This is a genomic window from Shewanella pneumatophori, from assembly GCF_023283895.1.
GTDB lineage: Bacteria > Pseudomonadota > Gammaproteobacteria > Enterobacterales > Shewanellaceae > Shewanella > Shewanella pneumatophori.
This window is the reverse complement of sequence record NZ_JAKILB010000002.1, coordinates 362,134-376,767: the sequence shown is the minus strand read 5'-3', so window position 1 is coordinate 376,767 and position 14,634 is coordinate 362,134. Positions and strand designations below refer to the sequence as shown.

The 14,634-nt window shown below is 42.5% G+C and carries 10 protein-coding genes; 3 read left to right on the top strand and 7 right to left on the bottom strand.

Features of this window, described 5'->3' with window-relative positions; translation table 11 throughout:
* Positions 1–37 precede the first annotated feature (37 nt).
* Entirely contained in the window at positions 38–1,300 is a 1,263-nt protein-coding gene (locus tag L2740_RS04675; protein ID WP_248948956.1) for a DUF1963 domain-containing protein, read from the bottom strand.
* A 45-nt stretch (positions 1,301–1,345) separates the two neighbouring features.
* A complete protein-coding gene (locus tag L2740_RS04670; RefSeq protein ID WP_248948955.1) occupies positions 1,346–1,837 on the bottom strand; it encodes a DUF6985 domain-containing protein in 492 nt (163 codons plus the stop codon).
* 222 nt (positions 1,838–2,059) lie between these two features.
* Here L2740_RS04670 and L2740_RS04665 point away from each other — a divergent pair, with 222 nt between their 5' ends.
* Positions 2,060–2,557 (top strand): phosphatase domain-containing protein, encoded by a 498-nt coding sequence (locus tag L2740_RS04665; RefSeq protein ID WP_248948954.1) that lies wholly within the window; start codon positions 2,060–2,062, stop codon positions 2,555–2,557.
* Between the two features lie 565 nt (positions 2,558–3,122).
* Positions 3,123–6,743 (top strand): Ig-like domain-containing protein, encoded by a 3,621-nt coding sequence (locus L2740_RS04660; RefSeq protein WP_248948953.1) that lies wholly within the window; start codon positions 3,123–3,125, stop codon positions 6,741–6,743.
* A gap of 67 nt (positions 6,744–6,810) precedes the next feature.
* Here L2740_RS04660 and L2740_RS04655 read toward each other — a convergent pair whose 3' ends face one another.
* Positions 6,811–7,218: a MerC domain-containing protein gene (locus L2740_RS04655; RefSeq protein WP_162618061.1), complete on the bottom strand. Its 408-nt coding sequence runs from the start codon at positions 7,216–7,218 to the stop codon at positions 6,811–6,813.
* A 209-nt stretch (positions 7,219–7,427) separates the two neighbouring features.
* Entirely contained in the window at positions 7,428–8,585 is a 1,158-nt protein-coding gene (locus tag L2740_RS04650; protein ID WP_248948952.1) for a hypothetical protein, read from the bottom strand.
* A 303-nt stretch (positions 8,586–8,888) separates the two neighbouring features.
* Between L2740_RS04650 and L2740_RS04645 the strand changes: the two genes are divergently transcribed.
* Positions 8,889–9,983, top strand: coding sequence for a hypothetical protein (locus L2740_RS04645; protein WP_248948951.1), 1,095 nt, complete (start codon positions 8,889–8,891; stop codon positions 9,981–9,983).
* 871 nt (positions 9,984–10,854) lie between these two features.
* Here L2740_RS04645 and L2740_RS04640 read toward each other — a convergent pair.
* The 3 genes from L2740_RS04640 to L2740_RS04630 all read right to left on the bottom strand — a co-directional run bounded on the left by L2740_RS04640 (position 10,855) and on the right by L2740_RS04630 (position 14,587).
* Positions 10,855–12,144 carry an NAD(P)/FAD-dependent oxidoreductase gene (locus L2740_RS04640; RefSeq protein WP_248948950.1) on the bottom strand — a complete coding sequence of 430 codons (1,290 nt, stop codon included), beginning with the start codon at positions 12,142–12,144 and terminating at the stop codon, positions 10,855–10,857.
* A gap of 331 nt (positions 12,145–12,475) precedes the next feature.
* Entirely contained in the window at positions 12,476–13,315 is an 840-nt protein-coding gene (fghA, locus tag L2740_RS04635; RefSeq protein WP_275974003.1) for an S-formylglutathione hydrolase, read from the bottom strand.
* Between the two features lie 141 nt (positions 13,316–13,456).
* On the bottom strand, positions 13,457–14,587 hold the full coding sequence (locus tag L2740_RS04630) for an S-(hydroxymethyl)glutathione dehydrogenase/class III alcohol dehydrogenase (protein WP_248948949.1): 1,131 nt from the start codon (positions 14,585–14,587) through the stop codon (positions 13,457–13,459).
* Positions 14,588–14,634 lie beyond the last annotated feature (47 nt).

The following is a 14,634-nucleotide window of genomic DNA, read 5'->3' as shown; positions in this document are numbered from 1 at the left end:
CATATAAAGTTGAACACTCACCACAATAAAGTAGAAGTTAATCTTGGCAAAAAATATACCTCAGTTGCTGCCAGTCACTATTATCTCCATGCAGTGCCTTACTTGGAATACTGAAGATACAGCTACCATAATCGCAATAAAGATAACTTAAAATGGCAATATGCTCCGCAGGTAAGTAGGGTTGTTCAATACAGGAGCCATCTTGGTTAAACACAAGCTGAGTCCGCTCCGATACCTGTGGCATTAAGCCACTATCATAATCACAATCGGTATAAAGCTCAGGATCAATTACAGTCCCGATATTCTCTAGCGCTAACGCTATTTGCTCAGGATCATCAGGCAGCTGTTTATATGGCCGCCAACATAATGGATAAGCTCCCGCTTTACGACATTCAATACCAAAGTTTGATGGGGCAAACATATCACCTATCATCACTTTATCAGTCGCTTCTTGCCAATCAAGAGCTTGTAATTCAGCGTCGCTCCAGTATATCGCTTGGCACTGTCCTTGCGGCTCTTCGCCATCTTCAGGCTGCGGCATATAAACCTGTAACAAGCCTGCTGTTGGTAAGCGATGATTAAGTAAATCAGGCTCGGTATTATTCAACTCTGAAAAGTTGATTTGGCAAACAAACTTCAAGCTAGGATCTGACTGAATAAGCTCAAGTTGTTTTAAGTTAGCGCTGTCAATGTCAGGCGTAGCGCTTGGTAACCAAGGCGCACCTGTTATTCGACTTTGAAACGGATTGTCATACTCTGCCGCGAGCATATGAAAACCAACATTTAGCTCATTAAACTGCGCTTCTAACAAAGCAAGCTGTTGTAGCTCTTGTTGTTTGTCGGCAAATGCCTGCTGATAATATTGGCAATTCGATTGGAATGGATTAGTGAGTTCTGCGGCTTCAAGTTTTGCCAATAGCATTAAATAAGGCTCTGCTAAACGTTGTTTTGCAGCAAGTTCACTCGTATCACACCAAACTGACGGCATTAGCTCATCTAATTTGTCCATCATATTGTTGGCTTTAGTGAGCTGAAAACACCCTGCTGGTAAATCGATATCATAAGGGTAAAGGTAAGCTTCTTTATTCACCGTAAACTGCGGCAAATTTAACAGCCATGCCACAGCTGCCTTACTTGGAAACGGCTTAGCAAAAATATACCCTAATGCAGTGCGCCCATTAGCATCTAGCTCATGCGGATCTTGCCCAGTATCAAGCAAGCGCTGCAATGCCGGCTGATACTCAGCAAACAGCTGATCTGACTTTATTTTTTTGCACAGCCAAAACCACTCTTTTAACATACCAATCCTTGAACTGCCGTTAATTGTGCTAACCTAAGTGAAGTTTTACAACCATTCACAATAGGCGACGGTTGCGCCTTCTTGTTTAATAACTTCATCGCCTTGGATGACCAAGCCAAAGCCGTGCTCTTCATCCCAAGCACACTCAAACATAATACCAAGGGTATTCTTTTCAGGGTTAAGCAACACAAAACCAGACACTTGCATTAGCTTAAAAATATCACCTGCGCGCATATCGGCTTCAGTCACTTCACCAACTGGAGTGGGATAAGACTCCTCTTCGTCAAACACATCCAAAAATTCAGACTCTTCAAGCAATTCTTGGTAGTGCTGCTGAACATAATCGCAAACGATGGCATAAATGCGCTTTTGGTTGTCGAAAAACCATTGGCCTAAGCTGTCTGTAAGGCTTAAATCCTCTTGAGTGAGAAAGCCTATGTTGCCGTAGGCTTTAAAATCATGCCAAGCATTGAGATCGGTTGTTGCTTCATGAAACTCTGCACCCGGTTTCCAAGTAATATTGACTTCTTTCATCATGAGCTCGCAAAAATATGGATTATATTCAAAGTGATGTCACATTAATGTGGCGTCATGGTAGAAATCAATACTTATCTAAAACCCTTTACTTTATGTGGCTACTTTTCATGCAACACTTTACCCCTAAACCGATTGATTTTGACGTTTGCTATTTACGCTTATAGCAACTTACACTGAGTAACATAAATTGCGACAAACTTAATAACGATGTAAGGAAGTTTTATGTCTCATCCCTATGATTTTTTCACATTGGATAACGGTGCCAAGTTAATTTTCACTCCATGTCCGGGCACTAAAGATGCGAGCCTTACAGAGGCTGTTACAAGCTTAAAACAAGCCGGTGCTTCGGCTGTGATTTCGACGGTTACCGCAGAGGAGATGATTAAGTTAAATGTACCTACCTTGGGTAGTGAAATCCAAATCCAAGAGCTAGCTTGGTTTGCACTGCCGATTGAAGATGACTGCGCACCAGCAGCTGATTTCGATGTGGCTTTTACCAATGCTAAAAAGCAAATTTTGTCGCTGATAGCAGACAAAAATACCGTTGCGATTCATTGTCGCGGGGGCTCTGGCCGCACAGGCCTAGTAGCAGCTATTATCATGTTAGAACTCGGACAACCTTGGCCAGAGATTAAATCACGTATTCAGGCTTTACGCCCCAAAGCCTTAGTTGTGCAAGCGCACCTCGATTATCTTGCCAAGCATTACTCTATAAACTAAAGCTCACACTTATGGGCATCTTATATCTTATGAAGTATTAAGATGCCCATTCATTTGTTTAAACACTTAACGATTTATTAAATTAGCGTTTTAAAAACCACTTTAAAACCGACAGTTAATAAAACTTTTATTGCTAATATACGCTATTTATAAACATCTTCCTTGCATACAACCACGAGTCAACACACATCTCTAGCCTCAGCACAAACAGTGAATTCAAGCCGGCAATACAAAGTCAAAATTCCGACCTAAGTCAATAACTTAACATAATCAAACTAGTTTGGTTCTTATTTATTCTATCGAGCTTTAAGGCATTAAAAACTGAGTGTATTGCAGGCCTCTAGCTGATATCTTCGCCGTGAATGTGTTTCCTATATTAGCTATTCATATGGCTATTTATCCAGCGTGTTTAATGATGTCTTTAGCGCTATAGGTAACGCATTTTTTATCTATCACAAATTGAGTTGTTATACCGAGCTACCAATTAGCAGCAAGCTATAACTCTCATCTTGAATAATTAATCCACCTATCGACTCCGATAAGTGAATAAAAGAAGAACTAATCCTTGATAAAAATAAATAAAATAACTGTCGCATTGACCAGTGTTATGTTCAGTGGCTACTTGTATGCCGCCGACACAACACTAACATCGAATATCATTACTTTTGTTCCGGGAGAAACAAAAGTTCAAAATGGCGATATGGTTGCTTTTAATGGCGAATGCTTTATTGCCAAAAACAACCCGGGTGTTTGGGAATCGCCAAAAGCAGGCTCATGGTTTTGGGACGCGAGCGAGTGCTCGGGTGATCCAGCACCTGAACCAGAGCCCGATCCTGAGCCAGAACCGGGTGAAATCATCGCTTTCATTCCAGGGCAGACCAAGGTTAACAATGGTGATATCGTCTCTTACGCCAACCAGTGCTTTATTGCCAAGAACAATCCTGGCGTATGGGAAACACCAAGCGCTGATTCATGGTTTTGGACGCTAACTGAATGTTCAAGCGAACCAGGTGAGCCAGATCCAATCGAGCTATCCATTCTGGCACCTGTGGCAGGCCAAGTGCTAACTCTTGATACTGCAACTACGATCCAAGCCAAGGTAGTTGGTAAGCTAGCTGCCAAAGTTGAGTTTTGGGTAAACAACCAAAAGCTAGCGCAAAAAGCAGTTAGTTCAAACCAAACCTTGTACTCACAGAACTGGATACCGACTGCAGCGGGTAGCGCGACGGTTAAGGTATTTGTATTCGATAAAAACAACCAAAAAATCGAACAACAATCTGTTGCTGTAACCGTAAAAGATGAGACAGAAGAAGACTTTACTGCACCAGCTGTGAGATTCATTGCCCCTAACAATGGCGCAATCTTTGATGAAACAGACACGGTTGCTATTTCAGTTAATGCCACCGACGTTGATGACGACTTAACTAAACTGGTCATTAAAGCTAACAACGCGCAGATCTGTTCGTTTAATGCAACCTATGCAACGACTTATGCCTGTAACTGGCAGCCAACTCAAGCAGGCAGTGTTAACCTAAAAGCCATTGCTAGCGATGCAGAAGGGCTTTCTTCAACGGTGAGTGTAAATATCACAGTTGAAGCGGAACAAGAGTTCACCGCGCCAGAGGTAAAATTCATCAGCCCTAGTCATGGTGCAAGCTTTTATGACACCGAAAGCGTTGCTATTTCGGTTAATACCACCGACGTTGATGACGACTTAGCTACACTGGTGATTAAAGCCAATAATAAACAGATCTGCTCATTTGATGCGGCTCAAAGCCAAGTATTTAGCTGTGATTGGCAACCAACGCAGTTAGGTGGTGTCACGCTAAAAGCGATTGCGACTGATGCTGAAGGCCTTTCTGCCACAAGCAATGTGACAATCCAGATTGAAGAAGAGATTATCGACCCGCCAGTGACCCCACCGGGTGGACTGTGTGCCGATTTTAATGTTTACCCAGACTGGACTCGTGGCGACCATGCCACTGGCGGCGACATTATGGTGCACAACAATATCGCCTACTCTGCAGTTTACTGGACCCAAACCGTTCCAGGAAGCGACGCTTCATGGGCGCTGCACTTAAACTGTGATGGTACCGAGCCGGGCACTGCACCGCTACTTTCGCTACCTAATCCAATGGATCCGGTACGCCTTGAAGTGGCAGGTTGGCCAAATACCTTAGTGGTAGCGAGCCCTTCAACAGCAGCCCCAATAAGCTTGCGTATTGAAACCAGCAACAGCGCTGATATTACAGATGTAAACAAGCTAACTGCCGGCTTTGTATCGATCATGGAGCAAGCAGCACAAGTTGAGGCTGCATCAATCATTATCAGCAGCGACCTGCTTGATAAAGCGACTCAAGATAACGCGCTAGCAACCAGTGCAATTGCAGTTAAAGATGCACTAATTAAGGCGATGGATATCACCGGCAACCGTATTGACCTTGATGAGATCAACGCACTGAGCAACGATCTAAAAGGCTGGGCGCAAGCGCATCAGCTAATTATTGCTACGCTTGCCCCACAAGCGACTTACGGTTGGTCATTAACCATTGGTGATTTTGCTTTCGATACTCACTCAGGTCGCCAATCAGTGTGGGATGAAGCATCGGTATTTACCGCTGATCTACTCAACAAACTTGAGCTATACAAAGCTGATGCAGCCAACAAGGCGGACTTTGTTGCTTTCACCAAATCGGCAGCTACTCAGGCGCTATCAAGCGAGCAATGGCACAACGCATTAGAGTACGTTAAGCAAGTTACTGATTTTGTCGATACCCCTGCAATGCTAAACCAGATCCCTACAACGCAAGCTGCAAATTACTTTATGGGTGACCACACAAGTAAACCGCAACTACGTAAGGCAGCATTCAGCAACGTATTTGCCATTTTGTTTGACCAAGACTCTGAGCAGTTAAGCAATAAAATTGAGCAATACCAAGCTGCAAAAATGCCGCTGTACTATGTGGGTGAAACAACTGAAAGCGGCAATCTAACAGTGATTGAAGCTTTAAACCGTGAATTAGCCGATGCTGAAGATGCGATGAACAACAGCGCATTCTTGTACGAAACGCCACAATCACAATGGATCCCGTCAACGGTTTATAAATGGGCTGACTTTATGGATGGCCTAAATGCCATGCATAACATAGGTGTTGCGGGTAATAAGTTCTGGCTACTTGATGAAAATGCAGATGATGCAACCAACATCAAATATGCCAAAGTCGCTATTGCCGCTTTCTTAGCACAAAGTATGCAAGAAACCATTCGCTACAATGCCTGTGACGAAAACAACTGGTCAGAAATCAAATATGGCGCACCAGCCGACTACCCAATGTCGGCAAGTTGTGGTCAGCTAGGGCAAAAATATGCTGACTACGGTGTTAACCCAGATTCAGGTTTAGATCATGCTTACTCTTGTCCACGTGATAACAAGATGGAAGTCAGCGCGTTAACCCATGCTAAGTGGTACGGTGCTCCTGCGCCAGTATTCGCTGCACCTGATGCGGTACTGGAAGAGCGCGGTTTACTGGTTAACGGCAGTGTTGGTCGCTGGACTAACAATGGCCATTGTAATGATGTCCCGAGCGCAGTAGATACCTCAAAGCAAGTGTGGGAACGTGACGAATGTAAGGTTTACGTTGACCAAAAAGCCGGTAAGTTTATTTGGGACGGCAGCAGCCAAGAAAGTGTTGAAGGTTGTGGTTGGTGGGGCCGTGGTGTAATTCAAACCACAGGTCGCCAAAACTTCGGTACCCTTAACCACTACTTAGGTCGTTCACACGTAGACCCAGCCACCATTGGCCAAACCATTGATGGTGTAACAGTGGAAGCACCACCAGCAAATCCACTCTATGCCGAGCTAGATTTCTGTTCAAACCCAGGGTTAATTTGTAGCTCTGAAGAGAACCGTGAAATCAAGTGGATTGCAGGTCTGTTCTACTGGGTCACCTCAGTACAGGCTTACCCAGATGAAAGCGGCCAATACGGTAACTGGAACTACCACAACGAACTGAAAAAGTATGTTGAAGGTGGTATGAAAGGCACTGAATTTATTGATGATGTGTCAGGTATTGTTAACCGCGGTTGCCCAGCCCTAACCTGTTCAACGGGTGAAGTGCACAACGTTAAAGAGCGTCGTGAAAACTTTAAGTTGGTACTAGAGCAACTTGGTTTAACACCACAATAAGCTCAATTTTCATCGTTAAAATTAAAGCCAGTTTGCATAAGCAGACTGGCTTTTTTTATCGGTGGTGTTACTCGCTTTTAGCCTTCTCACAAGAGTCACTGCGGCAAAGTGAATAATTACGCCAATGTGCAGCGACTAGAAATAAACTTGCTGCCAGTGTTGCCACTTTCTCACCGACTTCACCCAAAAAGTCATGACCATAAATAGCGCTAACGCTCAGCCCCACAATACCAACAACAGCCAATGCTAACACCTTAGTGTCTTTATGGTTTGAACAGCCCATTAACACCGCAATCGAGCTAGTTGGGATCACCAGCCACACCATCAGCATATGATAGAAATGATCACCAACAGGCAGAGCCAGCAACGAAGGAAATAACACCAATAATAATGGCGTAGCGATACAGTGTAGTGCACATAATGCAGAGCCAGTAATAGCAAGACGGTCGAGTAAAAGTTGTGCAGGCTTATTCATATCCATTCCTAAGATTTGTGACAATTGCTACTCACAATAAAAGTGAGCCCATAATGCAGCGTCAATAACCTACCACCAAACAACATTAGCAAACAATTAATTAATATGTTTATAGCAGAAATTTACATACGTTAAGCGCAAACAAATTCAGCTCATACACGACAAAACTGACCATCTCTAATAACCAGCAGCATAAAGCTTATCTGCTTTTATAAATCATCGTAGAAATCTTGTTCTTCTTGGACACTGGCAAAACCCGGGCTAACGCGAGGCTCACCCAACCGTAGCTGACGTGCTTGCCCTTTTTCGAGGCATTCTCTTCTAAAAGCTGAGCGCGAACTGCGACTATAAGTTAAGGTTAAAGCGGCTGTCGGCAGCTCACTTTTTAACTGCGCAGCTTGCTCGCCCAAACTGCTCCCCATGAATGGTGTCGCATCTACAATTGGCATGACTAAGCCGGCCTCTTGTTCATCCCACTGGTCAGTATTCGGAAAAACTAAGGTTTGAAACAGCGATAAGACAGCGTTAAAACCTTGCTCGCAGTCTGCATCTATCAGCATAGCTTGCTCTGAGAAACGGCTTTTAACTTGCGCAACAAAAGATTGATATTGTTCAGGGTGCTGCTGCAGATACTCACCAAGACTTGGCAATATAGGCTCGTCTAAACAACTATCGTAACCGCAGTAAAAACCTAATCGAGCAGCTGGGTTATCGCAATAAACATAGGCTTTAACTAAATCTGCCGACCAGCCCTCTCGCGCCAACAAAGCATGTAAAAAGCACAGATAAAACTGTAATACTTGAATGTCCCACTCAGGAATCATAAAGCGCGACAATAAGTAACTGTACTTAGGCTTATGCCACGCCAGTAAAAACAAGGCGTCAATACCAAATATTGTTTCACTGTCACGCCACATATTGCCGCTATCGTTGAGTCTACGAGCAAAGGCAATCATTGACTCAGCTGTAGCGACAACATCAGCCTCTAATTGAGGAAAACCAAGCGCCAAAGCAAACAGAATGATTTCTGAGATAAAAATCTCGTCACCGTCTTCAATATACTCTTGCTGCCAGCTAGCGTAATCCAATACCGTATTGAGCTGTTCATCGTGCGTGTCGGTATACATGCCAGCAAAGGTTTGCTCATTTAGTAATGGCGCATCACTGACTTGCAAGCGGCAAATATTGCCCGCTTGCAGCACTTTGAATTCAACATCTAGATAGGGATAACAATCTCCGAAAAGCACATCATTACAATCAAGTAACTGGCGGTATTCACTCAACGCCGCAGCAATGCTTTTGGGATCTGCTGGATCTAACAAAATGACGTTATGCCGTTGTCCATAAGGTACAAGAGGAAGTTTCATTTCTAAGCCTTTTTTACTCTACTGTCTGCGATTATAAATCCTATCGATGTTAAAAACGTTGCTTAAATCGAAAACAATCAATAAGACCAAACATAAGCCCAGAGTAAACCAGAAACTACATAGGCAAAAATACAATAACTCAAAAAATAAGCTGCTCTTCAACATAAGCAAAGCAGGGGCTAGTCTGAAACTCCCCTAACAACTAAAACATGAGGCTCATACATATAAGCTGAATAAACTTGCTTTATTCAATTGATTAACAGAATCCAACACCTAATTTTAATGATTATGGAAGACAGCAATATGAATACTTTCAATAAAAACATTTATTTAAACAAAAAAATATATACTTTAATGTTAATAAGTGTACTTTTATCAAGCTTAACTGGTAAAGCAGCTTTAGCCGCGAATAAATACGCCGCCCCCACAGACGCCATACCTATCCTTAAGATAACAAGCCATAGAACACCTTTAACTGATAAAAATAAGATTTATGCAAATGGCCTCATGCAATCCCCATTAGCGATTGAGTATAAATTAGGGCCCAACTTTATTAACCCTCAATTTTTAATAAAAGAAAGATATACACATAATATACTGCCACGTGATGGGTGGGATGTTGAACATGAATTCAACAGACTTCCTCACTTTATAAGTAATATTGGAGGTAAAATCAGAAAAGGCAAAAATCCCCCTAAAAGAACCAACCCTGTCAGGATATTTTATGTGACTAATAATACAGGTCATCCCGATAAGATAGATGTCTGTGTAGAGCTAACGGTTATTAATAAAACCACGCTGAGTGAGATAACTCGTGATACATGCGATAGTAGAGATAAGAAAGATAACGCGGTGACAATCCAAACGCTCATACCTACTAAGTATCAGGCGGCAGATTTTTCTTTAACTCAAAAAAATAAAGAAGCAAAAGATAAATTAGGTAAAAAACTATACTTGAGATATTACGAATTAACATCAAACAACTCAAATAAGTTCACATTAGCAAACCCAAAAAGAATAAATATCAGAAAACCAGATTCTGCTGCAGATGTTTACTCAATGCCAAATGTAGCTGCGCTACGAGTATCAAAAGGAGATCGTCTCTTCTATGTTGAAGCCCTTAAAGACGAAGCCAAGAGCTTTAGACGTCCAGATTATGTAGGCAATATAACAAACTTCAGATTGAATACCAAAAGCTCAGCAAAAGTTAAGCCAATACTCAAACTTGCTGCCATGTACGGAAAAGAGTTTCCTAAAAATGTTTGGCCCTTATCAAAGAAAACGCAATTAGCAAACTCTATAACAATACGACTAATTGATAAATACGGTAACCCTGCCGATTTAAATTTAACCATAAGTAATTGGTACTTATATTTTGGAAACAAATTAATATGGTAGTCATTTGACTTGCTGTGAGGGGAAACCTTACCCTCACTTATCTTTTTTTGTCGTAGTCAGCTAAGATTGTAAACCACTAAAAAATAGCAAAAAAGCCACTTTTAACTGTTATTGTAATTATATCTCTATACAAAATAATTTTCTCAATTGCACAGAAAACCCTGCCGAATAGATATTAAACACATATACCTGCAACAATATTAATGACCATTAAGAAAACAAGAAAGCTAAGCTTAGCAGTGTAGCTCCATAATTAACCAACCATATCGCTTTATGTGAATCTTGAACGCGTGTTGTATTTACGAAAAAATACAATAGTGCTAGCTTGTATTTCAAACAGGATGTTTAACTAAAGAAATAAGGACATTTTCAGTTTCACAATGACAATGACAATGCTGAAAATCTATTAATAAGCAGTCATCCAAATAACCCTATTAGCTATACAGCTGAAGATACAACCTATATAACCAGTTTGTTTCGTACTATCAGTAAAATCCCAGGACAGCAACAGCGTATAAAAGAAACCGCAGACTTGTTGGCTTTTCTATCACAGAAATACCAGTTATCCACCCAAGCAAACTGGAAAGATCACGTCATAAAAATTCACTACACGACAGCAGATAGCGGCTCGCTACACAGATTATCTAAAGACTTAAATAGAAAAGAATTTGAAATTTTGCTCAAGCAATTTTTAAAACAGCAAAACAATAAAAACTCAACCATGCCAAGCATATAGCTATTACAAGGCTAGAGTTATTGGTTAAATTAACAGCGTTGAGATTATGGGCTTACTTTAATGGAGGAACTAATAGAGAAAAGTTACCTCCTACTTCAGCAACACCTGAAGTAGAAGGCAAGCATGTTTTTGTTATTACCACAGCTTCAGTTGTGGGCGAAGTAAGCGGTTCAAGCCGTGGATCATTAAAATCATTGATCCTTTAAGCGGACCGTGTAGCGATATAATGTGTCTACGGTAAAGCGACGCGTAAACAAAACGCGCAGGGCAGCCCACTACCTGTAAACCACCGTGGAAAAACGAGAACATATTACCAACAGTATTGAAGTGCGCTAGGTTAACAAAACTACCTAAATCTTTGTAAACGTAACGATCCAACTTAGCATTCGGATCTTTCAACAATCGAGTCAGGTTAGTGCCTATCATCAATGCAACCTGTCTAGCTGTTTGGCCTCTCGGTGGTAAAAAACTACCGTCTTCTTGGGGAATACTTGCGCAATCACCAAAAGTAAAGATCCGTTCATCCGACAAAGTACGCCCAGTATCTGCAGCCATCAATTGGTTAGCACGATTAACTTCTAAGCCGAGTGTCGCTAACACTTCTGGCGCTTTAACACCTGCAGCCCAAACAATTAAATCAGCCTCAATTAACTGGCCATCTTTAGTGGTTAAACCTTGTTTGGTCACTTCGGTCACCATAGTGCTTGTGCTGACTTTAACGCCCAGCTCTAGCAATTTATCGTGTACCGATTGGCGAAGATCTGACTTAGGTAGCGCAGGCATTACAGAGTCTGATGCTTCGACTATCGTTAAATCTAATAAGTCTTGTTCTAACTTGTATCCGTAAGTACGTAAGGTCTGAGTCATATGATGCAGCTCTGCCGCCATCTCAACACCCGTTGCACCCGCGCCAACAATAGCCACTTTCATCTTACCTTGGCGCTGACCACTGGCGTGCTGCATAAATTGATCTTGAATACGTTCACGTAGGATCATCGCTTGCTCGGTCAGATCTAGCGTAAAGGCATGCTCTTTCACTCCAGGAATACCGAAGTCATTGCTAATTGCACCAATCCCAATGACCAGATAGTCGTAGTCTAGACGACGCTCATCTAAAATCAGGCGACCATCAGCACTATAAAGTGGTGCTAGAATAATTTGTCGATTTTCGCGATCGATACCGGTTAGTGCACCACGCTGATAAAGGTAGCCTTTATTCGCGCCATGTACTTGATAATCAACAGCGTTAGTCCCTTCATCTAAACTACCTGTAGCGAGTTCATGTAAAAGTGGTTTCCAAATATGATGGTTAGCAATATCCACTAATGTGATTTCAGCTTTACCCTTTTTTCCAAGCGTTTTACCCAGTTTGGTTATTAGCTCCATACCGCCAGCACCACCGCCGACGACGACTATCTTTTTCATAATTTTGCTCCAATTTAAAAGCAGCGCTATTTGCTTGTATGATTGAGTTTAATCACCTATTGCTAACACGCTTAAAAGCTTTCACTTGTATTGTTTAATCGCCTCTAAGATGACTTAGTGGCTAAGTAATGGTGGGGTTGCAGTCATTTATCTAAGCTAAAATTGGCTATTTTTTGTAGCCGCAAAAAGCCGCTAACAAGCAACAGGCCGCCAACGTCCATATTGCGGTGTGCAATAGTTCCTTTGTGTAATAATTACGTTGTGCGCTAAATTTTAGTTTGATACGGCTGGGGTTTTCATAAGGCCGACTGCGATATTAGCTAAAGTGAGATCACAACCACTTAGCGTGGAAGCGTAAATGCGCTTCAATATAGCTAGCAATAAAGTAGTAGCTATGATCGTAACCTAGGTGCTGATTCAGCGTCAGCGGATAACCAGAAGCCTCAGCAGCATTCAACAATGCTTGCGGTTGTAACTGTTCAGGCAAAAAGTCATCTGACAGACCTTGGTCAACTAACGCAGGTAGTTGCACTGAACCAGCAGACGTAGCCATTAGCGCGCAACTATCATATTGTTGCCATGCTGTTTTATCGCCACCTAAGTAAGCACTAAACGCTTTTTGGCCCCACGGCACTTGGCTTGGGTTAACAATTGGACTAAATGCTGATACTGAGCGATAACGTTCAGGGTTACGCAGCGCAATCATTAACGCCCCATGCCCCCCCATGGAATGACCACTGATGGCACGCACATCGGTAACGGGAAATTCTGCTTCTATCAATGCTGGCAATTCATTTACCACATAATCATACATATGGAAGTGCTTATCCCATGGTGCTTGAGTCGCATTAACATAAAAACCAGCCCCTTGACCCAAATCGTAAGCTTCATCATTGGCAACCTCGTCTCCACGCGGGCTTGTGTCCGGTGCAACGATAGCGATACCTAATTCAGCAGCAATACTCTGAGCCCCCGCTTTCTGCATAAAGTTTTCGTCAGTGCAAGTCAGGCCCGATAACCAATACAGCACCGGCACTTTTTGAGTTTCAGCCTGTGGTGGCAGATAAATAGCAAAGCGCATATTACAGTTCAGTACATCGCTGCGGTGCTGATATTGCTTATGCCAGCCGCCAAAGCTTTTGTTGCTAGAAAGATGACTTAACATTGACATAATAACTCCCAGAAAAACTAAGCTGGAACTCGAACCTGCAAGCTCCAGCTTATGCAATTTGCTTAAGCGATAAAAAACGTCTCAAGCAAATTGCCTTGGCCACTCAGCTACAACTGCTGAGCAACACCTTTTAATGCTTACTTAGCGGTTCATATGAAGAACGGTACGGATTGACTTACCTTCATGCATAAGATCGAAGGCTTCATTCACTTCCTGCAAGCTCATGGTATGGGTAATAAAGTCATCCAATTTAAACTCACCATTCATGTAGCGCTCTACATATTCAGGTAATTCAGAACGACCTTTAACGCCACCAAATGCAGAACCTTTCCATACTCGACCGGTAACCAACTGGAATGGACGAGTAGAGATCTCTTGACCTGCACCAGCAACACCAATGATTACTGACTCACCCCAACCTTTGTGACAACACTCTAGAGCGCTGCGCATAAGATGTACGTTACCAACACATTCAAATGAGAAGTCTACACCACCGTCTGTCATCTCTACGATCACGTCTTGGATTGGCTTATCGTAGTCTTTAGGGTTAACACAATCAGTAGCACCTAATTTACGAGCTAGATCGTATTTGTCAGGGTTGATATCAATCGCAATGATTCGACCAGCACCCGCCATCTGCGCACCGATAATCGCAGACAAACCGATGCCACCTAAACCAAATACAGCAACGGTATCGCCTTTTTTAACATCAGCAGTATTGGTCACCGCGCCCATACCTGTAGTTACACCACAGCCCAGTAGGCATACTTCTTCAAGTGGTGCTTCTTTGTTGATCTTTGCAAGCGAGATCTCTGGCAGCACCGTATATTCACTGAAAGTTGAACAGCCCATATAGTGGAAAATTTGCTGACCATTAACAGTAAAGCGGGTTGTACCGTCTGGCATCAGACCTTTACCTTGAGTTTCACGGATTTTCTGACACAGGTTAGTTTTACCTGACTTACAGAATTTGCACTCACCACACTCTGGCGTATATAGCGGGATCACGTGATCACCGACCTGAACGCTAGTCACCCCTTCGCCGATAGACTCAACAATACCGCCACCTTCGTGACCTAAAATTGAAGGAAAGATCCCTTCTGGATCATCACCAGACAAAGTGAAAGCGTCTGTGTGGCAAACACCCGTTGCCATCACTTTTATACGTACTTCACCGGCTTTTGGTGGTGCAACAGTAACAGTTTCTTCTTTCAGCGGCTGACCAGCAGCCCAGGCTACCATTGCTTTACAAGTAATTGGTTGTGCAGTCATTATTCACTTCCTTTAAATTAAATAAGCTCTATAAGATTTGGCATGGG